The 20,071-nt window shown below is 69.0% G+C and carries 20 protein-coding genes and 1 pseudogene; 8 read left to right on the top strand and 13 right to left on the bottom strand.

All coding sequences use genetic code 11. The features are described from left to right. Nucleotides 1–27 precede the first annotated feature (27 nt). Entirely contained in the window at nucleotides 28–873 is an 846-nt protein-coding gene (locus HYG95_RS02360) for an ABC transporter permease (RefSeq protein WP_247606747.1), read from the top strand. A 63-nt stretch (nucleotides 874–936) separates the two neighbouring features. On the opposite strand, the gene HYG95_RS02355 is transcribed toward HYG95_RS02360, so the two are convergent. Then, on the bottom strand, nucleotides 937–1,272 hold the full coding sequence (locus tag HYG95_RS02355; protein ID WP_067492212.1) for an RNA polymerase-binding protein RbpA: 336 nt from the start codon (nucleotides 1,270–1,272) through the stop codon (nucleotides 937–939). 245 nt (nucleotides 1,273–1,517) lie between these two features. Here HYG95_RS02355 and HYG95_RS02350 point away from each other — a divergent pair, with 245 nt between their 5' ends. Continuing rightward, the gene (locus tag HYG95_RS02350; protein WP_067492213.1) at nucleotides 1,518–1,844 is read left to right on the top strand and encodes a hypothetical protein; all 327 of its coding nucleotides are present in this window, start codon (nucleotides 1,518–1,520) and stop codon (nucleotides 1,842–1,844) included. A 6-nt stretch (nucleotides 1,845–1,850) separates the two neighbouring features. Here the strand turns inward: HYG95_RS02350 and HYG95_RS02345 are convergent, their stop codons facing one another. Beyond that, nucleotides 1,851–2,873, bottom strand: a complete 1,023-nt coding sequence (locus tag HYG95_RS02345; protein WP_181696336.1) for a hypothetical protein — start codon at nucleotides 2,871–2,873, stop codon at nucleotides 1,851–1,853. Between the two features lie 191 nt (nucleotides 2,874–3,064). Continuing rightward, nucleotides 3,065–4,603 carry a malate dehydrogenase (quinone) gene (gene mqo / locus HYG95_RS02340; protein WP_181696335.1) on the bottom strand — a complete coding sequence of 513 codons (1,539 nt, stop codon included), beginning with the start codon at nucleotides 4,601–4,603 and terminating at the stop codon, nucleotides 3,065–3,067. A gap of 90 nt (nucleotides 4,604–4,693) precedes the next feature. On the opposite strand from mqo, the gene HYG95_RS02335 reads away from it, so the two are divergent. Then, entirely contained in the window at nucleotides 4,694–5,590 is an 897-nt protein-coding gene (locus HYG95_RS02335; RefSeq protein WP_181696334.1) for a LysR family transcriptional regulator, read from the top strand. A 3-nt stretch (nucleotides 5,591–5,593) separates the two neighbouring features. Here HYG95_RS02335 and HYG95_RS02330 read toward each other — a convergent pair whose 3' ends face one another. Beyond that, a complete protein-coding gene (locus tag HYG95_RS02330; protein WP_084456271.1) occupies nucleotides 5,594–6,349 on the bottom strand; it encodes a M23 family metallopeptidase in 756 nt (251 codons plus the stop codon). Between the two features lie 184 nt (nucleotides 6,350–6,533). Between HYG95_RS02330 and HYG95_RS02325 the strand changes: the two genes are divergently transcribed. Then, on the top strand, nucleotides 6,534–6,887 hold the full coding sequence (locus HYG95_RS02325; RefSeq protein WP_181696333.1) for a helix-turn-helix transcriptional regulator: 354 nt from the start codon (nucleotides 6,534–6,536) through the stop codon (nucleotides 6,885–6,887). Here HYG95_RS02325 and HYG95_RS02320 read toward each other — a convergent pair. After that, a complete protein-coding gene (locus HYG95_RS02320) occupies nucleotides 6,869–7,843 on the bottom strand; it encodes a glycosyltransferase family 9 protein (protein ID WP_225280288.1) in 975 nt (324 codons plus the stop codon). The genes HYG95_RS02325 and HYG95_RS02320 overlap by 19 nt on opposite strands. 172 nt (nucleotides 7,844–8,015) lie before the next feature. On the opposite strand from HYG95_RS02320, the gene HYG95_RS02315 reads away from it, so the two are divergent. Both HYG95_RS02315 and HYG95_RS02310 read left to right on the top strand, forming a co-directional pair. Further along, nucleotides 8,016–8,600 carry an HdeD family acid-resistance protein gene (locus HYG95_RS02315; RefSeq protein ID WP_181696331.1) on the top strand — a complete coding sequence of 195 codons (585 nt, stop codon included), beginning with the start codon at nucleotides 8,016–8,018 and terminating at the stop codon, nucleotides 8,598–8,600. A 69-nt stretch (nucleotides 8,601–8,669) separates the two neighbouring features. After that, nucleotides 8,670–9,020, top strand: a complete 351-nt coding sequence (locus HYG95_RS02310) for a hypothetical protein (protein WP_067492221.1) — start codon at nucleotides 8,670–8,672, stop codon at nucleotides 9,018–9,020. Nucleotides 9,021–9,024: 4 nt separating this feature from the next. On the opposite strand, the gene HYG95_RS02305 is transcribed toward HYG95_RS02310, so the two are convergent. The 3 genes from HYG95_RS02305 to HYG95_RS02295 form a co-directional block, all read right to left on the bottom strand. Next, a complete protein-coding gene (locus HYG95_RS02305; RefSeq protein WP_181696330.1) occupies nucleotides 9,025–9,837 on the bottom strand; it encodes a HugZ family protein in 813 nt (270 codons plus the stop codon). Then, nucleotides 9,834–11,090 carry an alpha/beta hydrolase gene (locus tag HYG95_RS02300; RefSeq protein ID WP_181696329.1) on the bottom strand — a complete coding sequence of 419 codons (1,257 nt, stop codon included), beginning with the start codon at nucleotides 11,088–11,090 and terminating at the stop codon, nucleotides 9,834–9,836. Before HYG95_RS02300 ends, HYG95_RS02305 begins: the two co-directional genes overlap by 4 nt. Nucleotides 11,091–11,298: 208 nt before the next feature. Further along, the gene (locus HYG95_RS02295) at nucleotides 11,299–12,015 is read right to left on the bottom strand and encodes a metal-dependent hydrolase (protein ID WP_181696328.1); all 717 of its coding nucleotides are present in this window, start codon (nucleotides 12,013–12,015) and stop codon (nucleotides 11,299–11,301) included. Nucleotides 12,016–12,163: 148 nt separating this feature from the next. Here HYG95_RS02295 and HYG95_RS02290 point away from each other — a divergent pair, with 148 nt between their 5' ends. Both HYG95_RS02290 and HYG95_RS02285 read left to right on the top strand, forming a co-directional pair. Then, on the top strand, nucleotides 12,164–12,664 hold the full coding sequence (locus tag HYG95_RS02290; protein ID WP_181696327.1) for a hypothetical protein: 501 nt from the start codon (nucleotides 12,164–12,166) through the stop codon (nucleotides 12,662–12,664). Between the two features lie 112 nt (nucleotides 12,665–12,776). Further along, complete coding sequence (locus HYG95_RS02285; RefSeq protein ID WP_181696326.1) at nucleotides 12,777–13,817, top strand: fused (3R)-hydroxyacyl-ACP dehydratase subunits HadA/HadB; 1,041 nt, start codon at nucleotides 12,777–12,779, stop codon at nucleotides 13,815–13,817. 19 nt (nucleotides 13,818–13,836) lie between these two features. On the opposite strand, the pseudogene HYG95_RS02280 reads toward HYG95_RS02285, so the two are convergent. The 5 genes and pseudogenes from HYG95_RS02280 to HYG95_RS02260 form a co-directional block, all read right to left on the bottom strand. Continuing rightward, nucleotides 13,837–16,022: pseudogene (locus HYG95_RS02280) on the bottom strand (molybdopterin-dependent oxidoreductase). A gap of 232 nt (nucleotides 16,023–16,254) precedes the next feature. After that, the gene (locus HYG95_RS02275; RefSeq protein ID WP_067492229.1) at nucleotides 16,255–16,854 is read right to left on the bottom strand and encodes an ATP/GTP-binding protein; all 600 of its coding nucleotides are present in this window, start codon (nucleotides 16,852–16,854) and stop codon (nucleotides 16,255–16,257) included. Continuing rightward, nucleotides 16,835–17,209, bottom strand: a complete 375-nt coding sequence (locus HYG95_RS02270) for a DUF742 domain-containing protein (protein WP_067492230.1) — start codon at nucleotides 17,207–17,209, stop codon at nucleotides 16,835–16,837. The genes HYG95_RS02275 and HYG95_RS02270 overlap by 20 nt, the downstream gene beginning before the upstream one ends. Nucleotides 17,210–17,220: 11 nt before the next feature. After that, the gene (locus tag HYG95_RS02265) at nucleotides 17,221–17,628 is read right to left on the bottom strand and encodes a roadblock/LC7 domain-containing protein (RefSeq protein ID WP_067492231.1); all 408 of its coding nucleotides are present in this window, start codon (nucleotides 17,626–17,628) and stop codon (nucleotides 17,221–17,223) included. A 1-nt stretch (nucleotide 17,629) separates the two neighbouring features. Further along, on the bottom strand, nucleotides 17,630–19,975 hold the full coding sequence (locus tag HYG95_RS02260; RefSeq protein WP_255494929.1) for a nitrate- and nitrite sensing domain-containing protein: 2,346 nt from the start codon (nucleotides 19,973–19,975) through the stop codon (nucleotides 17,630–17,632). Between the last annotated feature and the right edge of the window lie 96 nt (nucleotides 19,976–20,071).

Here is a 20,071-nt window from a genome sequence, read left to right as displayed (position 1 = left end):
GTCGAGGCGGACAACGACACCCGCGAAATGCCCATCACCCCGGGCTCCTCGCGGCCCGCTGCCGCCGACCAGACCCCGCCGCGGGCCCGGTTCCTGCGCGACAGCGCGATCGTGGCCTACCGCAACCTGCTCACCATCCTGCGGGTGCCGACGCTGCTGGTGACCGCGACCATCCAGCCGTTGATGTTCGTGTTCCTCTTCGCCTACATCTTCGGCGCGTCCCTGGGCGGTGACCAGTACCGTGAGTTCCTGCTCGCGGGCATCTTCACCCAGACCGTGGCGTTCAACGCCGCGTTCACCACGGTCGGGCTGGCCGGTGACCTGCAGAAGGGGATCATCGACCGGATGCGAACGCTGCCGATGTCGCGGCTCGCGGTGCTGATGGGCCGCACACTGTCCGATCTGGTGGTCAATGTCGCGAGCCTCGGGGTGATGGTGATCTGTGGGTACATCGTGGGCTGGCGGATCAACGGCAGCATCGCCGACGCCGCACTGGCCTTCGCCATCATCCTGCTGTTCGCCTTCGCCATGTCCTGGGTCGGCGCGCTGACCGGGCTCATCTCGCCGACCGTCGAGGTGGCGCAGAGCGCGGGCCTGATCTGGATGTTCCCGCTGTCGTTCATCTCCTCGGCGTTCATCTCCGCCGAGACCCTGCCCGGTCCGCTGCGCACCATCGCCGAATGGAATCCGATCACCGCCGTCTCGGCCGCCGGGCGCAAACTGTTCGACAACTCCGCACCGCCGTCGTTCGCCCCGGCCACCGGCTGGGCGGCCGACAACTGCATCCTCTACGCGGTGATCTGCTCGCTGGTCATCCTGGCCGTCGCCATGCCTGCTGCGTTGCTGCAGTACCGAAAAGTAGCCAGTCACTGACGAGATGAAACGGCGAAGGCCGCCTTCCCGAGGGGAGGCGGCCTTCGCCGTTGTCGCCGGTGGCTAGCCGCGGCGGCGGGACTTGAGCAGGTCGAGGCGCTCCTTGAGCAGCTCCTCGAGCTCCTCCTTGCTGCGACGCTCCAGCAGCATGTCCCAGTGGGTGCGCGGCGGCTTCACCTTCTTGGTTTCGACCGAGGTGCCCTCCATGAGCTGCCCCTCCTGGCCGTTACGGCACAGCCAGGTGGGCGGGATCTCCGCGTCGTCGGCGAACGGGACGTCGAATTCCTCACCGTTGTCGGTGCGGTAGCGGGCGATCCGGCGCGGGGCCAGGTCATGGTCGCGATCGGTCTCGTAGCTCACCGCTCCGAGCCGACTGCCCCGGAGTACGCGATCTGCCATGTGTGCTCCTGTGTCTTTGGCGGCTGGCGCCGCGTGGTTGTCGGCCTGTTCCCCGCACCCTCTGGTCAGTCCAGATCGAGGCGGCCGACAACCGGTACGTGGTACTACCGTTCAACGCGCGGGAAGACTGAACTGTTCCATTGTAGTCGCTACGGCCAGGGTGGCCGTCGGACCCACTGGGTGAGTGCCCGCTCAGCGAGACCTGAACCGCCGGATCGGTCGTGGGGCCGCTAGGGTTTCGCAGCATGTCGCGCAGTCGCCTGCTGTCCTGCTCGTGGTGCGGGCGGGAGATCGTCGATTCCGAATCGGGTCGGCGTCGCCGCTATTGCCGTCAGTCGTGTCGGCAACGTGCCTACGAACACCGCACGAGCCTCAAGGGGACGGGGATTCCCGAGGACGCGGTGGTGCTCACCGCCCAGGAGGCCGCCGACCTGGCCGACCGGTGGTTCGCGGCGCGCTGCGCGGCCGAGGACGTGGCGACGGCTGTGGCCGAGGGCGCGGATCAGGCCGAGCTGGCGCAGTTGAGTGCGACGCTCGTGCAGTTGACCAAGGAAGCCGAACGCCTGCGCTGACTGGGGCTAGGCCGGGTCGGCCGGTGTCTCGCGGGAACGTAGGTAGATCGCGGTGACACCGGCGGCGACGAACCCGATCAGCCCGAGCGTCGCGCCGACCGTGGCGAGGTCGGGACCGGTGAGCGGCTGACCGCGCAGTGCCTGCCAGAACACGAGAGTCAGCAGTCCGGCGTACCCGATGGCGGCGACGCCGACCAGTGCGGCGCGGGTCCGCTCGGTCCGCAGCCACCGATAGCGGGCGGCGAGCGCGGTCAGCGCGACGGCCAGGACCAGCAGTACCTGGATGCCGTGCAGTCCGACGAAATGCGGGATCCGCAGATCGCCACCGGTGGTACTCCAGTGGGTGATCGGCATCGCGCCGAGCCCGTCGCGGGCAGTGTCGCCGGGGGAGCCCGGCACGACCGTGTGCCCCGCCATCAACCCGATCACGGTGCCGTCGGCCTGACGCACCAGCTGTGCGCCGGTGAAGCCCATCAGATACCCGAGCATCATGCCTGCCACCGCCAGCCACAATCCGGCCTTCAAGGCGATCGCGGTCGGACGATCGGTGAGCTTCTGCCACGAGATGATCACCACCAGAACAAGATTCGCCAGGAACAGGCCGGGAACACCGGAGGCGAAGACCTGCTGGCCGATCTGATTGACCGGATCGGCGGCGGTATTGAAATGACTGAAGGTCCCGCGCGCCGCCTGTAGCGCGATGAAGCCGACGTCGAGCACCCCGGTGACCGCGAAGACGGTACCGAGCCACCAGGTGGCCCGCCGGCCCCGATGCGGCAACCGCAGTATCCAGGCCAGCGTCATGCCGTAGACGGCGAACGCGAAACCGAACTTCGCCGGTTTGAGCCACACCGATTCACCGAGCAGCAACCGGTCGTCGACGACCATGCCGATCATCGACACCACGACCAGCGCGGACATCAGGGCCGAATTGACCAACAGCGGGCCGTGCCAGGGTGCCTGCTCGCTCCTCGGCCCGGTCTGGAGCCGGAAGCGGGACAGGGTGTGGGTGAGGTCGATCGTCGCCATGTCCCGACGGTAGAAATGCCGTGCGCCCCAGCACCTCCCGCTGCGGAACGGTCCGGGTACCCCTACCGCCGTACTATGCCGACCTCACCCCTGGCTCACCCGTGGGACGACCCCTAGAACTCGGTGCGTGCCTCACCCCTGAGCGAGCCTGCGGCGCCGTGACCATTCCAGGGCGCGCGGTTGCCGGAGTGTCAGCTGTCGCTGGAGGCATCGTCCGGCGAAATCTGTTGGGCGACAAGGGAGAGCACAGTAGCCAACGGAATCCCCGCCGAATTCGTTTCCGGGGCGTCCGGCAGGAGCTCGGTGAGCAACGGCGCCCACTCGTGGCGTCGCGTGGGAAAGCAGCGATCGAGCAGATCGCGCATGATGTCGGGGGCGATGGAAGCGCCGGGCGAGGCACCGAGCAGACCGGCGATCGTACCGTCGGCCCCGGTGACGAGTTCGGTGCCGAACTGGAGTTCGCCGCCGAACCGCCCGTCGGGTTTCACCAGCTGAGCGCGCTGACCGGCCTGGATCAGTTCCCAGTCGGCGGCGTCGGCGGTGGGATAGAACCGCCGCAGCTCGGCGAACTTGTCCCGACGTGAAGCCAGCAGCTGACCGAGCAGATAGCGCCCGAGGTGCAGATTCCGCAAGCACGCGGACAACAGTGGCACCACATTGTGCGGGCGCACGGTGGTGAACAGGTCGGTGAGGGACCCGTGGCGCAGCAACCGGGTGCTGAAAGTGGCGTACGGGCCGAACATCAACGCGGCCGCCCCGTCGACCTCCCGCCGATCCAGATGCGGCACCGACATCGGCGGCGCGCCGAGCGAGGCCTGGCTGTACACCTTCGCCTCGTGCTCGGCGACCACATCGGGATTACCGGTCCGCAGGAACTGCGCGCCCATCGGCAGCACCGCGTACCCACGCACCTCGGGCAGCCGGGCCCGCTGCAGCAGCCGCAGCGCGTAACCGCCCGCGCCGACGAACACGAACCGGGTGCGAACCCGGAACGTCCGCCCGGAATCCAGATCGCGCCCACGCACGGTCCACAGCCCGTCGGCGCCGCGCCGCAAGCCGGTGATCTCGCGATGCAACCGCACCGGATTGCCCGCCTCGGTCATCGTCGCCAGCAACGCCCTGGTGAGGGCGCCGAAGTCGATATCGGTACCGCCGATGTGCCGGGTCGCCGCCATCGGTTCGTCAGCGGCTCGTCCGCGCACCAGCAGCGGTGCCCACGCACCGATCACCGCGCGATCCTCGGTGTACTCCATCTCGGCGAAGGCGGGCAACTCGCGCAGGGTGGCCCAGCGACGCCGCAGGTAAGCGATATCGCGGTCGCCGAAGACCACGGTCACGTGCGGTGTCGATGTCAGGAAGGCCCCGAGGGGACTGCGCTCGGCCGACGCGCCGGCTGCGTCCTGGTCAGGGAACGCGCCGCGCGCGGCCAGCGCCGACCAGAACCGCCGGGACAGGGCGAACTGCTCGGCGATCCGCGCGGCCTTGCTCGCGTCGTCAGGGTCGGGCATGTAGTTGAGCTCGCACAGCCCCGAGTGCCCGGTGCCCGCGTTGTTCCACACACCGGAACTCTCGCCGGCCGGTTCCCCGAGTCGCTCGAACAGCGCGATTGACCAGTCCGGAGCGAGGCTGCTCAGCAGCGCGCCGAGGGTGGCCGACATGATGCCGCCACCGATCAGCACCGCGTCGAGAATGTCGTCCCCGCAACCGGATTCGTGTGTCCTGGCATCCATGTCGAACCTCCCGATAAGCCGTGTACCGCCATCGTCGGGCCGCCACCACCGATCCGTCCAATACGGAATCGCCGGGCATATGATCCGGATATGGATGAATACGGCGCGCAGGCCGTCGCGCCCCTGCTCGCGGCCTTCGACGCGGCCGCCGAGGAGGGCAACTTCACCCGTGCGGCGCAGCGTCTCGGGGTGCCCCAGTCGTCACTGAGCCGCCGGATCAAGACCCTCGAACAGCATCTCGGGGTATCCCTGTTCCAGCCGTCGGGGCGCGGCGTGACGCTCACGCCACAGGGCCGTGACCTGCACGAACGAACGCGCGGTGTGCTGCGCGCGCTCGACGACGCCGTGCGCCGCGTGCGGGCCGACGCCGACCCGGAGACCGGTCTCGTTCGGTTCGGATTCCCGCTCACCCTCGGACCGATCAGCGTCCCGGCGTTGCTCGCCCAGTTCCACACCCGCGCACCCGGCATCCGCCTGCACCTGGTGCAGGCCCACGGTGAGGCGCTGGCCGAGCAGGTCCGCGACGGCAGGCTCGATCTCGCGGTGATGATCCCGCCGCCCGACGACCTGCCGACGGTCGTCCTCGGGCGCCAGCGTATCGATCTGCACGTGGCCCGAACCCACCCGCTGGCGGGGCGCTCGCGGGTGGCGCTGACCGAACTCGCCGATGCGGCGTTCATCGCCAACCCGCCGAGCTATCAGCTGCGTGCGCTACTCGATTCCTGGTGCGCCGCAGCAGGTTTCACGCCACGCGTGCTGTTCGAGATCACCGAGTTCGAGACACTGCGCGCGCTCGTCGCGCTGGGGCTCGGCGTGGCGCTGCTCCCGCCCGCCGAGACACCGCACCCCGACCTGGCCGTGGTGCGCATCGATGGCGAACGCGACCGCGAGATCGGCCTGGTCTCGGGAGACCATGGGTCGACGCTCGCGGTCGCGCGGCTGCGGGATTTCCTGATCGCCGGTCGGGCGGCGATCAGTGGGTGGTGAGGATCAGTCCTGCGGGACGCCGACGTCGATACCGCGCGCGGCGAGCCACGGGTGCGGGTCGATCGGAGCGCCGTAGAGCGAGCCGTCCGGCACGTGCACCTCGTAGTGCAGGTGGGGGCCGGTGGACTGGCCACGGTTTCCGACGGTGGCGATGACGTCGCCGGCGTTCACGTGCTGGCCCGGCTGGACCAGGATCTCGTTGACGTGACCGAACACGCCGATGGTGCCGTCGTCCTGCTGGACGCGGACCCACAGGCCGAACCCGGAGGCCGGGCCGGTCTCGATGACGGTACCGTCGGTGACGGCGAAGACCGGCGCACCGATCGGGTCACCGAAGTCGATGCCGTTGTGCGCGGCACCCCAGCGGGGGCCGTAGTAGGAGGTCAGGCGACCGTTGACCGGTCGGACGGTCTGCGGGCGCGGCGGCGGGGGCGGCGCGATGAAGGGCAGCGGCGCGGGCAGCGGCGGCAGCGCGGCCTGGATGGCCTCGCGGTGCTCTTCCCAGGCCACCGGTGCGGCGGCGGGGGTCTCGGCCTGCACCTCGGGCGCGGTGGCGGAGGTGAAGCGGGCCTGCGAAACGCCGAGGGCGTCTGCCGAAGACGCCGCGACGGCGGTGGTGGTAGGGGTCTCGGGGCCGCTGAAGGCGGCGGCGGACGTTCCCACGAGTGCGGACAGGGCCACCGCACCCGCGACAACGCCTCCCAGACGACCTGCGAAGGCGTCGGAGATTCGGGCGGATAACGGGTTGGTCACGAACATGTCTCGAAGGTAGCTAATTCGTAACCGACGCGGCGAATCCTGTGGCTGCCATCACGAGCGGCTATGACCCCAGTTGATCTATAACAATCGCATCTCGAAAACAGAAATTCCCGGGAGCGACCGGGTGAAATACCGTGACCGCAAGATCATTGCCGACCAGGCGTTATCCGCGCACACTTGTTCAGTGGACGCTAACGGAGTTCGGGCAATCACCGCGTTATCCGACGCGACCAGGCGCGCGATCTTCGAGTCGCTGCCGCAGGGTCCACGCTCGGTCGCCGAGCTCGCCGAGGCCACCGGTATCACCAGCTCGGCCGCCTCCCAGCACCTGCGCATCCTGCGCGAGGCGCACCTGGTGAGCATGCGCCGCGACGGTAACCGTCACCTGTACTCCCTGGATCCGCGTGGCCTCAACGACGCGCGCGACTACCTCGAACAGTTCTGGCCGAGCGCCCTGGCCGCGCATGCCGCTGCACTGCGAGCCGCCGGTCAGCCGACCGCTGCCGCACCGCCCGCCGGTCAGCCCACCCGGCGATAACGCGAGCGACTCGACTCGGCCCAATCCTGCTTGTCGAGCTGAGCGTCGACCGCGGCGATCACCTCGGGCACTCCGATGCGCAACAGGCCGGGGTCGGGGGTGCGGGCATCGGGATCGCCGACCTGCCCCGCCCACAGCACCGCGTGCCTGCCGAGCAGATGCGCGGGCGGACCGCCACGACGCGGCGGAGTGGGCCCGAACAGCAGCACGGTCCTGGTGCCGAAGGCGGTGGCCAGATGGGCGACGCCGGTATCGCCGGAGATCACGAGGGCGGCACCGGCCACGGTGGCCGCGAGATCGGTGAGGTTCTGCCTGCCCGCGAGTACCCGGTCGTCGGGCAGGCCCGCCTGTGCGGCCACCTGCACGGCGATGTCGCGTTCGAACGGATCACCGGTGAGTACCACGTCGCGGCCGAGGACCATCAGGTGCCGCACCACGGCGGCGAACCGTTCCGGCGGCCAGCGGCGCGCGGGCGCACCGGCGCCGACATGCACCACCACGCAGTCGCGACGGCTGATGGAGGCAACCGGCGGGACCAGTCCGAGGTTGCGCCGATCGGCGGCGATGCCCTCGCTCTCGAGCAACTGACACCACCGATCCGCCACGTGGGCCTCGGGATCCCAGCGCGGCCCGGTGAGCCGGGGCAGGCCCGGCGTCCGGTGCCCGATGATCCGTTTGGCGCCGGTATCGGCCAGCGCTCGCGCGCTCGCACCGTCCGGGCCGTGCAGATTCACCGCCAGCTCGGGCGCGGGGCCGTCCCAGATCAGGGCCGCCGGATCGGCGGTGGCGACGAGTTCGTCGACCGAGGAGATCAGGTCGACGATCTGTTCGAGGCGATGGGGCGCGGCCAGCACGATCCGGCTGCCTGGTTCGGCCCGGCGCAGGGCACGCAGAGCCGGGACCGCGGCGAGCAGATCACCGAGTCCACGAGCTTGCAGCACGAGTACAACCGACACTCCCATCACCTACCCGGGACCGGAACGCGCCAAACGTTCGCAGTGGCAATGAGGTGTCGCTCGTCACCGCGCGCCGCGTCCCGCCCGTTCGGCGGCGGGTTGTGTGCCGCGACACGATCACAGCTTCAGCAACTTTCCAGGGAATGAGAGCTGGCGGGCATAACATCTCGTCATGACGACAAATACCGTGTTGGAGAGCCCATTTACCGCGCTTGCCAAGAAAACCTGGCAAACAATTCTGGTCACCGGTCTTCTCGCGGTGGTCCTCGGCATCATCGTGCTCGTATGGCCCGGTCCGTCATTGCTTGTCGCGGGCGTTCTTTTCGGTATCTATATGGTTGCCAGCGGCATCTTCCAGTTGGTCGCCGCATTCACTCATCTGCCGAGTACGAGCCTGCGGGTGCTCTCGTTCATCAGCGGTGTGCTGTCGCTGATCATCGGTGTGTTCTGCTTCCGCGACGACCTCACCTCGATCGTGTTGCTCGGCTTGTGGATCGGCATCGGCTGGTTGTTCCGCGGCATCACCGTGCTTTTCGCGGCGATCTCGGAACCGAGCATCCCGGGCCGCGGCTGGCAGATCTTCTACGGTGTGCTGAGCGCGATCGCCGGTGTGATCCTGATCGTCTGGCCGATCGGCTCCATCGCCACGCTGGTTCTCGTCGTGGGTATCTTCCTGATCGTCATCGGCATCATGGAGGTCATCACGGCGTTCGGGATGCGCAAGGACGCGCACCTGCTCGACCAGGCCACCCGCTAGCCGCATTCGTCCACAATGGCCGGCGCCATCGGGTGCCGGCCATTGTCGTGTGAACTACGCTCGGCAGTCATGGAATTCGTTTACGACCTGGTGGTCGTCACCCATCTGCTCGGCATGGCCGCGGTGGTCGGTGGGTATGTCGCGTCGCGCCCGGTGGTCTCGGAACTGATGGTGTGGGGCGCCCGCGCTCAGCTCGTCACCGGCGTGATCCTCGCGGGCCTCGCCTCCGGCGTCGAATCGCTGGACAAGGAACCCGACACGACGAAACTGGCCGTGAAACTCGTCATCTCGATCGCGGTGGCCGGGTTCGCCGAAGTCGGCCGGGCCGATGCCAAGCGCGGCAAGCAGGTCGGCTGGATGACCGATGCCGCAGGCGGACTCGCCATCGTGAACGTGCTGGTCGCCGTGCTCTGGAACTGACCGGTTACGAGACCTGACCGGCCATCGCCCGCGCCCGCCGCGTCAACTCCACTGTCGCGGCTCGCAACTGACCGATCTCGGTGAGCGGTTCGGCATAGCCGACGCGGGTGCGTGCCACCCCGCGCGGTGTCTCGACCCGCAGTTCGAGACCGTAGCGGTCGGCCCGTTCGCAGCTCGCGGCCGTGGCATCGGGGAAACCGCCGAGCTGGGTGGCCATGGCGAGCAGGGCGTCGGCGTGGTCGGCGTTGAGGTGGGCGATGCCGGGCGCCGCCTGCGGCATGATCGGGTCCGGTCGTGCGGCCAGGTACTGCGCGGCGGTCGCGGAATCCATCCGGCCGTAGCCGCCGACCCAGCGCACCCGTTCGACCCGCAGCACCCACAGCGTGAAATCGCTGTAATCGATGTAGTACTTCGCGGCGGGTACCGCGGCCAGGTGTGCGGCGCGGGCCGCCTCGGCCTCGGCGCCACTCGGCCGCTCCACCACACCGGCCAGGGTGATGCGCGTGCCCGCGAGGGGATCGGCGGGCATGTCCGGCGTCACGATCGCGATGCTGGCACGCGGATCGGCGGCCAGATTGCGCCCGTGCTCGGCCAGGCGCGACACGCTCAGCACGGGCGCGCCGTCGAGCAGCCCGTAGGTGATGAACGACGCCCACGGCGCGCCGTCGGCGGTCAGGCTGGCCAGGGTGCCCGTATTGGACGCGGCCGCAATCGTTCTGGCCTCCTCGGCGGCGGACGGTCGCGCGTCGTTGGCCAGGGGAGCGGTGGGCAGCGGAATGGCCGGTGCGTCGCCGGGATCGCCGTGGTCGAGAGTCATGACCCCAGCGTATCGAGCTGGACCGGATGGTGGGGCGTCCCCGACAACCATCCGTGCAGTGCGGTGTAGACGGCGTCGTGATTGAGCAGGCTGAAATGGTTGGCGCCCGGCACGTGCAACCCGTTGCCGCTGTCGAAACCGATGCGCCTGCTGCGCCCGACCCCGGAACCGCTGCCGCGCAACACCATCCCGTCGCCGACCACCATCCCCAGCGGATGCTTCGGACTATGGGTGACGGTGGCGGTGACGAAGTAGTGATCGGCGCCGGTCAGCAGCGGCACCTCGCGGACCGCCTCGGCGCGCAGCGCGTCGACGTCGCGGTCGCGCCAGTCCTCGTCGACGAGGGAGCCCTGGCGTAGATCGCGGATGCCCGCACTTCGCCTGCGCAGCAGGGTGCTCAGCGGGCGGGTCTCGGGCAGCCGGTCGAGCACCGCGGCCGCGTAGTGCACGAACTGTTCGAGCGGGGCACCCAGATGTGGCGAGCCGAGGCACACCACTTGTCGCACCGAACGCGCCCAGACGGCGTCACTCTGCTCGGCCCGGTGGCAGGCGCTGCGCGCGACGAGCCCGCCCATGGAGTGACCGATCAGGCAGATCTCGTGGACCGGGAGCGGCCACTGCTCGACCAGCCGGGTCAGCAGGGCGTCGAGTTGCGCGGCGTTCTCGGAGATGTGCAGGCCGGTGTTGTAGCGCACGAAGACCGGGGTGTAACCGAGGTCGTCTTCGAGGCGTTCGCCGTAGGTCGGCCTGCCGCCGAGGCGCCAGGCGTGTTCGGTCTCGACCAGCCCGTGCAGCAGGACGACGAGCTTGGTGGTCGGCACGGGAACATGCGCGGCCAGCTGTTCGGCCGGGACCGGCGCGCCGTCGACACGAATGGTCATGGGGGAGGCCAGGATCGGTGCGTCGTCCTCGAGCGCGTCACCGATCAGCCCCTGGACGGCCGCGAGAAAGCCCGCGCCCCAGACGGTGCGTGAGGGCGCGGGTAGGCCGGATACCTGCACCGCGCTCGCCATCTCGCCGACGACGTGCCCGGTACCGCCGACGACCGCGTACACGCTCTCGGTGATGGCGTCGTGCACGACCTTCACCGGATCCGCGGCCGTCCCGACTCCCGCGCGCACGGCGGTGAACACCCGATCGCTGATGGCGCGGTGGATGGCCGCGATCCCGTCGATCGCACCGACGAACTCGTCGCCGGCCAGGCGGGCGAGCGCCTGGACTTCGGCCTGGGACTGGGAGAGTTGCTCGGTCACGCTTTTGAGAGTACAACTGTGCACTGAAACGCGGCGGATTCGGGGAGGCTTCGGGAGATCTGACCGGACTCTCCGGTCGTGTTCCGTGCTCCAGCACAAGGCATTAGATCAGCGCGATATGCGCATCTGACTATATATGCCCTCACTGGAACCCGGGAAAAGAACGGGCAAGGACGGCGGGGTGAGGGGTTCCGCCGTCCTCGCACGGTCAGGCTTGCTGGGTGATCGCGTACCAGAGCGCGCCCATCGTGCCGAGCACGAACAGGGGTGAGATGACCCAGGTCTCCACCCGGTTACCGGTGCGGTCGATCAGCGGTACCCGCGTGCGCAGCGGGAACGGCCACAACAGCCGGCAGCCGCGCTCGGTGAGGCAGTCGCCGAGCAGGTGCGCGAGGCAACCGAGGCCGACGCAGATCGGCAACCAGGCGGGCCGGTCGACGATCCAGTGGTCCACCGCGAAGGTGCCCGCGCTGGCCAGCACGATCACCGTGCCGTACGTGCGCACACTCTTGCCCGGCGGACACAGGTGCAACGACCGAACCGCCAGCGCGAGCAGGAAGAACACCAGGCTCAGCGTGAACGGCCTGCCGAGCCAGTGCTCACCGGCCCAGGTGGCGCCCACCGCGCCCGCGACGAACAACAGCGAATGCGTGCCGTGCCGATGCCCGCCCGACACCCAGGAGATGAAGCGGCACAGGTGATGCGACACCGGCCCGAGCACGTGCGAGATGGTCCCGCTCGGGTGATCCGCGTCCGGCAGCAGGGCCGCACCCGCCGTGAGGAAGGTGCCCATGATCAGCTCGGCGACGCCGAATCGTGTTGTCTGGCTGTCGAACAGGGGGAAGGCGGCGACGGTGAGCGGCAGCGCCGCGGCGGTCCCCGCCCAGGCCAGCGCCCCACTGGTCGCGTGTGAATGTCCTAGCACCCCGCAACGTTAGAGGACGTAAGGACCTGCTCGCATATGCCCAGGAGCGAACCGGTCACGCCGACAAGCGATCTGACAATTCCGGCATTTCGCGCAATACTGTGCGCCGACACCGGTATCGAATTCCGGTCCTGAGTACGGGGGAAGAATGCTTCACCGCCGCCTGTTCGCCGTGATCGCCATTGCGACCGCGCTCGCCACGAGCGCCTGCCTGGACGACACGAAATCCGCACCGACCGGTAAGGGGTCCACCTCGACCTCGAGCACCGTCGCCGCCCCGCTGCAGAACCGCCGGGCCGACAACGGCGCCGTCGTCCAGCAGAACGGCCTCAACGGGTCGGGCGAGCTGAAGATCGTCAACGGCAATTCCTCCGACTGCGCGATCGTCGTCACCAGCAGCGACCCGAAGTCGCCGCAGGCCACGATCTACGTGCAGGGCAACTCCAACGCCACGCTGAGCGGCATCGCCGGCTCCTACTTCGTCTACATGAAGTACGGAACCGACTGGGACCAGGCCGCACTCGGCTTCACCCGGGATCAGGAGTTCTCGAAGTTCGACGACGTGTTCGACGCCGACACCGAGTGGGAGATCACCCTGCAGCCCTCGATCGGCGGCAACGCCTCGACGAGCGACGTCCCCTCGTTCTGATCGAGCCCATCGCACAGCTCGCGTGATTGTGAACTGTGCCATGGTGCGCCCGGTGGACGGGCTCGTCGGCTACCCTGCCGGGAGTCCGTCCCCCGAACGAAGGTGATCCATAGTGACTTCCGTGGCCGAAGCCCCCGATATCGCGTCGAAGGTAGGGCACTACTACCGGGTGGACGACGTCTACGAGGTCGGCCGTGAGAAGGTGCGCGAATATGCCCGCGCGGTGCAGGATTTCCATCCCGCGCACTGGGAGGACGAGGCGGCCGCCGCGCTCGGATACCAGGGTCTGGTCGCCCCGTTGACGTTCGTCTCCATTCCCGCGATGGCGGCCAACCGACACCTGTTCGAATCGGTCGTCGTCGGCTACGACATGTTCGTGCAGACCGAGCAGGTCTTCGAGCAGCACAAGCCGATCGTCGCCGGTGACCGCCTGACCGTGGACGTGGAGCTGTCCTCGGTGCGCCGTATCGCGGGCAAGGACCTCATCACCGTCACCAACACCTTCGCCGACGAATCCGGCGAGACCGTGCACATCATGCACACCACGGTCGTCGGCATCACCGGTGACGACGGGGTGGATCCCGAGATCACGCGTGCGGTGGAGAACGTGATGGTGCACGGGGTGAAGGTCTTCAGCCAAGACAAGGACGCCGCCGCGTCCGACGCCGAGACCCCGCGCCGCCCCGAGGGCGACATCCACCTGTCCGCCGCCGGGGCCGCCCGGGTGCCGAGCACCACGCTCGCCTTCGAGGACCTCAGTGTCGGCGACGAACTGCCGCTGCGTGACGCGCGCCTGTCGCGTGGCGATCTGGTGAACTACGCCGGTGTGTCCGGCGACAGCAACCCGATCCACTGGGACGAGCGCATCGCCCAGCTGGCCGGGCTGCCCGACATCATCGCCCACGGCATGGTGACCATGGGCCTCGGCGCGGGCTTCCTGTCCGCCTGGTCGGGCGATCCGGGCGCGGTGACCCGCTACGGTGTCCGCCTGTCGAACTACACGATCGTCGGCCGCGAGGGCGGGCAGGTCGAGTACACCGGCCGGGTGAAGTCCCTCGACCCGGTCACCCGCACCGCAGTGATCGCGGTCGTCGCCAAGTCGGCGGGTCGCAAGATCTTCGGTCTGGCCACCGCCGACCTGCGTTTCCGCTGACCGTCCGCCGCGGTGACTTTCACCGCGGCGCCACGGCCACCTCGGATCCGGTTGCGCTGCGTGCCTTCTCGACCCGGCCGACCCGCACCCAGGTGTTGTTCACTGCCGACGTGCCCGAGAGCGGGTCGGTGCGGGCCGGGTCGTGCAGCAGGTTGACGTTGGCGCCCGGCAGCGCGGCGGCCACCTGCCAGCCGACGCCGGGTTCGCGGTGGCCGTATCCGTGTGGCACGGCCACCACACCGGCGCGGATATCGGTGCTGATCTCCACCGGAACCTCGATGGCGCCGACCGGGGACTCGACGGTGGCCTGGTCGCCGTGGGCGAGGCCGCGGGCGGCGGCGTCGTCGGGATGCATCAGGACCGTGCAGCGGTCGCGGCCCTTGACCATCGACTCGATGTTGTGCAGCCAGGAGTTGTTGCTGCGCAGGTGCCGTCGGCCGATCAGTTGCAGGTCGTATTCGGTTCTGGGGGAGTCGGTTTCGTCGAGGACTGTGCGGACCGCCGTGAGGAAATCGTCGGGCGCCAGGTGGACCGCCCGGTCGGGGGTGCCGATCAGTTCGGGTAGGCGCGGGCGCAACGGACCGAGGTCGATGCCGCCCGGTGTGTCGCGAATCTTGCCGAGCGTCAAACCTTTTCGGCCGCGCCGCAAGACCCCGTACGGGCCTGCCGCCACCGCGGCCGCGGTCAAGCGCAGGGGGCTGAGCTGTTCGAAGACCGCGTCGAGGACCCGGCCGGTGAGCCGGCGGGCGGGCAGTGGGGTCACCTCGGTGACGAGGCGGGCCAGGATCTGCCAGTCGTCCTTGCCGTCGGCGGGCGGGTCGAACACCTTCGCGTCGTAGCGGGCGTTGTTGCGCACGCTGAAGATGGGGAACAGCAGGTTCAGTTCCTCGCGTTCCAGCGCGGAGACGGGCGGCAGGATGAAGTCGGCGTGCCGGGTGGTCTCGGTGACGTACATGTCAACGGCGACGAAGAAATCGAGGGCGGCGAGGGCTTCGTCGAGCTTGCCCGCCTGTGGTGTCGAAAGCACCGGGTTGCCCGCGTAGGTGATCATCGCCCGGATCCGGTCCTCGCCTGGTTCGAGGATGTCGTGCGCGAGTGCGGCGACGGGTAATTCGCTGCGGAAAGACCCGTAGGTGCCGGTGCGGTCGGTCCACGCGCCGTGGCCCACGCGCAGGTGCTTGGCGTACCGCGCGCCGTCGACGACGGGCGTGGCGAACATCTGACCGCCGGGCCGGTCGAGGTTGCCGGTGACGGCATTGATCGTGTTCACCAGCCAGTGGGTCATCGTGCCGGTGACCTGCTGGCACACACCGATGCGCGCGTACAGCACCGCCGAGGGCGCGGCCGCGTGGTTGCGGGCGAGGGTGCGGATGGTGTCGGCGTCGACCCCGGCGGGCCCGGCCATCCGCTCGGGCGTGGTGTCGGCGACCAGGGCGCCCAGCTCGTCCCAGCCGACGCATTGCGCGCGCACCCGGCGTTCGTCGCACAGCGCCTCGCCGAGGAGCACGTGCAGCATGCCGAGCAGCAGATAGACGTCCCCACCGGGCCGCACGGCGATGTGCTCGTCGGCCAGCCGGGCGGTTTCGGTACGGCGCGGGTCGATCACGACCACCGTGCCACCCCGTTTGCGGACGTCCTTGATGCGCTGTTTGGCGCCGGGCATGGTGGTGATCGAGCCGTTCGACACCGCCGGATTGCCCCGAGGACCACCAGCCGGTGCGTGCGATCGATATCGGCCACCGGCATCAGCACATTCGATCCGAACATCCGCCAGGCGGTGAATTCCTGCGGGAACTGGTCGATCGAGGACGCGGTGAAGAAGTTGCGGGTGAACAGCGCCGCCCGCAACAACCCGCCGTAGAGCACCGACGAACTGTGCGCTGCCGGGTTACCCATGTACATGGCGATCGCGCTCGGGCCGTGCGCAGCGCGCACGGCCCGCAGTCTGGTGCCGATCTCCCGGAACGCCTCGTCCCAGCTCACCGGAACGAATCCGGTGGCGGTGCGTCGCATCGGGGTGCGCAATCGGTCGGGGTCGTGATGCAGGCCGCCCATGGCGGTGGCCTTCGGGCAGATGTAGCCCCGGGAGAGGACGTCGTCGGGATTGCCTTCGATCCGGGTGACGCGGTCCTCCCGCACCGTCACCAGAATTCCGCAGTGTGCCTCGCACAGTGTGCATTGGCGCGCGATCGTCTTGCTGTCCACAGCTTTTCCCGCCTTCCGCAGAACGCCTGGTCCCACGCTAACCGGTTCGGACGCTCCGCAGATCCGACTACGGTCGGAAATCCGCGACCTGAACGCGTGCACGATCCGCGCAGCGTGAGATCGAGGCCGTGCTGCCGCACCTGCGGGCGCAGCGCTCGGGTCACATCGTCCAGGCCGGGACACTGAAACGGGCGACGCCCACCAGGGGTGCTGGTGGGCGTCGCCGTGGGAGCTAGGTGGTGACCGGCGTGCGGGTGGCGCGGTCGATGAGGTACTCCACCAGGTGGGTGAGCACCGCCTTGGCCGACGGACGGTCGCGGGCATCGCACAGGATCACCGGGGTGTTCGGGTCCAGGTCCAGCGCGTCGCGGACCTCGTCCACGGTGTAGCGGGGAGCACCGTCGAAGCAGTTCACCGCGATCAGGAACGGCAGCCCACGACGTTCGAAGAAGTCGACGGCGGCGAAGGAGTTGCTCAGCCTGCGGGTATCGGCGAGCACGATCGCACCGAGGGCGCCGCGGCACAGTTCGTCCCACAGGAACCAGAAGCGGTCCTGGCCGGGCGTGCCGAACAGGTACAGCACCAGGTCGCGGTCGATGGTGATGCGGCCGAAGTCGAGCGCGACCGTGGTCGTCGACTTCTGCTCCACCCCCGACAGATCGTCGACACCGGTGCTCACCTCGGTGATCAGCTCCTCGGTGCGCAGCGGGGCGATCTCGCTGATCGAGGAGACCATCGTGGTCTTGCCGACGCCGAAGCCGCCGGCGATGAGGATCTTGACCGAGGCGGCGAGGTGCCTGCTCATGGTCGGGTCAAAGTTTTCGGATGCCATCCAGAACCGCTCGCAATACGTTGAGGTCGCCGGCGCCTGCCTCGGCCGCTACCGGTGCCCGGAAGATGAGGTGGCCGTCGCCGATGAGATCACCGACGAGGATCTTGGTCACCGCAAGAGGAAGTTTCAGCACGGCCGACACCTCGGCCACCGACTGCGGACGTTTGCACAGCTGTGCGATCGTGCCGTACTCGGGTTCGGGCCTGCGCAGGGTCGGCGCGGGATGCACCGCGACAACCACTGTCAGCATGTCCAGGTCGTGCGCCGCACCCATGGTGCGGCCGCGGGTCACCGCGTACGGCCGGACCAGGGGTCCGGCCGCGTCGTCGAACCACGGATCGCCGAGTCGAGTCATGGTGCCGCGTCCTATATTTCGGCCAGCCCGTGACGCGGTTCCGCCGACAGGAAGCTGCCGACCCGCTGCACGGTGAGGTTCATCTCGTAGGCGACCATCCCGAGATTGGCCGACTCGGTGGCCTGCAACGCCAGACAGGCGTTGTCACCGGCGGAGGTCACGAACAGGACGGCCCGATCGAGTTCGATCACGGCCTGGCGTACGCCGCCGCCGTCGAACCGGTTGCCCGCGCTGCGCGCCAGCCCGTAGAGCGTGGACGACATCGCCGCGAAATGCTCGGCGTCCTCCCGCTTCATCTGGGTGGAGCGCCCGAGCAGCAGCCCGTCGGTGGACAGCACGACCGCGTAGCGGACCCCTGCCAGCCGGTCGACGAGATCGTCGAGCAGCCAGTTGAGATCACCTGGTTGGGGAGAGTTCACCTCAGCCTTCCTGTTCGTCCTGGTGAGAGTTCGACAGGGGCTTGCGGCCCTGTCGAGTGCCGATCTCGATCGCGGACATCAGGTCGCGGGCCTGCTCGGCGGAGCGGGGACGCGGCGCGGGTGCGGTCGTTTCGGCGGTGGTCGGTTCCTCGGCGAGTTCGGGGCGCAGATTCGTCTGCCGCTGGCGGCGGGGCAGCAGGGGCCTGCCGTCGGGGCCGGTCTCCGGCTGCGGCGGGGCTTCGACCTCCACGACGCGGGTGTCCACGATCGGCTCGGCGGCGCGCGGTGCGGGCGGTTCGGCGACGAGGGTGGCCACCGGTGCCTGCTCGAGCGCGGCGGCGGGCGCCTGCTCGTGCGGGCGGGGCAGCCCACGGCGCAGCGGGCCGGTGGTGGCGGGTGAGCTCGGCATCGCCGCGGTCCCGGCGAGCAGGTTCTGCGGGATGAGCACGATGGCGCGGATGCCGCCGTAGTCGGATTCGCTGAGCCGCACCGAAACACCGTGCGCGGTGGACAGTCTCGCGACCACGAACAGGCCGAGACGCGAATCCGAGGACAGCGTGCCCACGCCGAAGTCCGGCGGGTCGGCGAGCATGTCGTTGTAGCGGGCCAGGTCCTCGGGGCTCATACCCATGCCCTGGTCGGTGATCTCCACGACCACACCCTTGCCGACGATGTTGCCGCCCGCCTCGACCCGCGACTGCGGGGGCGAGAAGGCGGTGGCGTTGTCGACCAGCTCGGCGAGCAGGTGCACGAGGTCGGCGACCACGGTGCCGACGACGTCGACCTCGGGCAGCTTGGTGACCCGCACGCGCGCGTAGTCGAGGGTTTCGCCGATGGCGCTGCGCACGATGTCCATAAGCGGAATCGGGTTGCGCCACTGGCGACCCGGGCGGCCACCGCCGAGGATGATGAGGTTCTCGGCGTTGCGGCGTTCGCGGGTGGCCAGGTGGTCGAGCCGGAACAGGGTCTCCAGCAGCGCCGGATCCTCCTGGCTGCGTTCGGCTTCGTCGAGGATCTCGAGCTGACGGTGCACCACGATCTGGCTGCGGTGGGCGATATTGAGGAACACCGCGCGCACACCCTCGCGGGTGCGTGCCTCGTCGACGGCCGCGCGCAGCGCCGCCGCGGCGGCGTGCTCGAAGGCGTCGGCGACCTGACCGATCTCGTCGCGACCGAAGTCGAGCTTCGGGGCGATGTCGGCGGGATCGACCTCACCGCCCTCGCGCAAGGCGCGCATGGTGGCGGGCAGCTGTTCGTCGGCCAGGGCGAGGGTTTCGGTGCGCAGCCTGCGCAGGCGGCGGATGATCCGGTTGGCCAGGATCACCGCGACCAGGAACGCCAGCAGACTGACCACGACGACGCCGCCACCGGCCATCGCCGCGTTCACCTCGGCGCGCTGCGCGGTCTTCTCCGCCAGCTTCTGGATATGGCTGTTGTGCGCACCGTAGGCCTCGATCATGGCCCGGTTGACTTCGCCTGCGGCGGTGTGCCATTCGGGGATCGACATGGGCAGGGCGGTGACGGCCTGCGTCCGGGTCGACGAGCCGGTCGGCTGCTGCGGCGCGGCGAAACGGCTCACGATCGCCGACTCCATCGCGGCGAGCTGGGCGAAGTGCGGCGAGGACATCATCGCGGCGATCGGCGCGCGCTCGTCCTCGTCGAGCTCGGTGACGATGCCGGCCAATTCGGTGTGGTAGTAACCGATCTGGTTGATGAGCTCCTCGATCGGGATGCCCGTCGGGCCGTCGGCGGTGACCAGCGACAGCGAGATCGCATTGCTGCGCGACATCGCCTCGGCCGCGTGCAACAGACGCACACCCTCGGCCACACCGGAGGCCACCCCCGCGTCGGGGGCGGCGCGCTCGGCCACCTTGGTGCCCTGGGTAAGCACGTCGAGCAGGCGGCTGAAGAAGGTGTAGGCGTCGTTGGCGGGCAGCATCCGCGCGTCGGCGCCCTGGCGCACACCGGTCAGATGCGTCTTGAGAGTGTTGAATCCGCCCTTGTCGTCACCGATTTCGGAATCGTCGACCGCGCGGATATCGGTGGAGATATCGATCAGGCCTTGCACTGCCGCGTCGAGGCGGGTCCTGGCCGGGCCGAGGGCGTCGGCGGCGGTGTCGTCACCGGCCAGATAGGCCAGGGTGAGCTGACGTTCCGACTGCACCGCTTCGATCAGCGCGCGGGTATAGGGGACGGCCGCCTGCATCTCCGTCGCCCAGGTCTTGGCCTTGTTGCTCTCCTCGACCAGGTAGCCCGCCGTGCCGACGCCGACCACCACCAGGGTCAGACTGGGGATGAGAGCGATCGCCAGAATCCGGGTGCGAACACCGAGTCTCGCTAAGAACATCGCCATAACGTAACGGAATTGTTGCAGTGTTGCCGCACGGGTCTCGCTGAGCGAGACGCGATTTGGCATTCGGGACGATTTCGAGCTCGCCCCGCC

Origin of the sequence: Nocardia sp. GTS18 (assembly GCF_013839555.1) — a bacterium.
In the GTDB taxonomy this organism is placed as follows: Bacteria; Actinomycetota; Actinomycetes; order Mycobacteriales; family Mycobacteriaceae; genus Nocardia; species Nocardia rosealba.
Note: the sequence above shows the minus strand (reverse complement) of the source record. Positions and strands in the feature narration are given on the sequence as shown.

Coding starts and splice junctions, on each gene's coding strand:
- HYG95_RS02330 (WP_084456271.1), bottom strand. CDS start 6,349: ATGTTCGTGACCAACCCGTTATCCGCCCGAATCTCCGACGCCTTCGCA.
- mqo (WP_181696335.1), bottom strand. CDS start 4,603: ATGGATGCCAGGACACACGAATCCGGTTGCGGGGACGACATTCTCGAC.
- HYG95_RS02275 (WP_067492229.1), bottom strand. CDS start 16,854: ATGGCATCCGAAAACTTTGACCCGACCATGAGCAGGCACCTCGCCGCC.
- HYG95_RS02355 (WP_067492212.1), bottom strand. CDS start 1,272: ATGGCAGATCGCGTACTCCGGGGCAGTCGGCTCGGAGCGGTGAGCTAC.
- HYG95_RS02350 (WP_067492213.1), top strand. CDS start 1,518: ATGTCGCGCAGTCGCCTGCTGTCCTGCTCGTGGTGCGGGCGGGAGATC.
- HYG95_RS02310 (WP_067492221.1), top strand. CDS start 8,670: ATGGAATTCGTTTACGACCTGGTGGTCGTCACCCATCTGCTCGGCATG.
- HYG95_RS02345 (WP_181696336.1), bottom strand. CDS start 2,873: ATGGCGACGATCGACCTCACCCACACCCTGTCCCGCTTCCGGCTCCAG.
- HYG95_RS02260 (WP_255494929.1), bottom strand. CDS start 19,975: ATGTTCTTAGCGAGACTCGGTGTTCGCACCCGGATTCTGGCGATCGCT.
- HYG95_RS02315 (WP_181696331.1), top strand. CDS start 8,016: ATGACGACAAATACCGTGTTGGAGAGCCCATTTACCGCGCTTGCCAAG.
- HYG95_RS02270 (WP_067492230.1), bottom strand. CDS start 17,209: ATGACTCGACTCGGCGATCCGTGGTTCGACGACGCGGCCGGACCCCTG.
- HYG95_RS02360 (WP_247606747.1), top strand. CDS start 28: ATGCCCATCACCCCGGGCTCCTCGCGGCCCGCTGCCGCCGACCAGACC.
- HYG95_RS02290 (WP_181696327.1), top strand. CDS start 12,164: ATGCTTCACCGCCGCCTGTTCGCCGTGATCGCCATTGCGACCGCGCTC.
- HYG95_RS02305 (WP_181696330.1), bottom strand. CDS start 9,837: ATGACTCTCGACCACGGCGATCCCGGCGACGCACCGGCCATTCCGCTG.
- HYG95_RS02335 (WP_181696334.1), top strand. CDS start 4,694: ATGGATGAATACGGCGCGCAGGCCGTCGCGCCCCTGCTCGCGGCCTTC.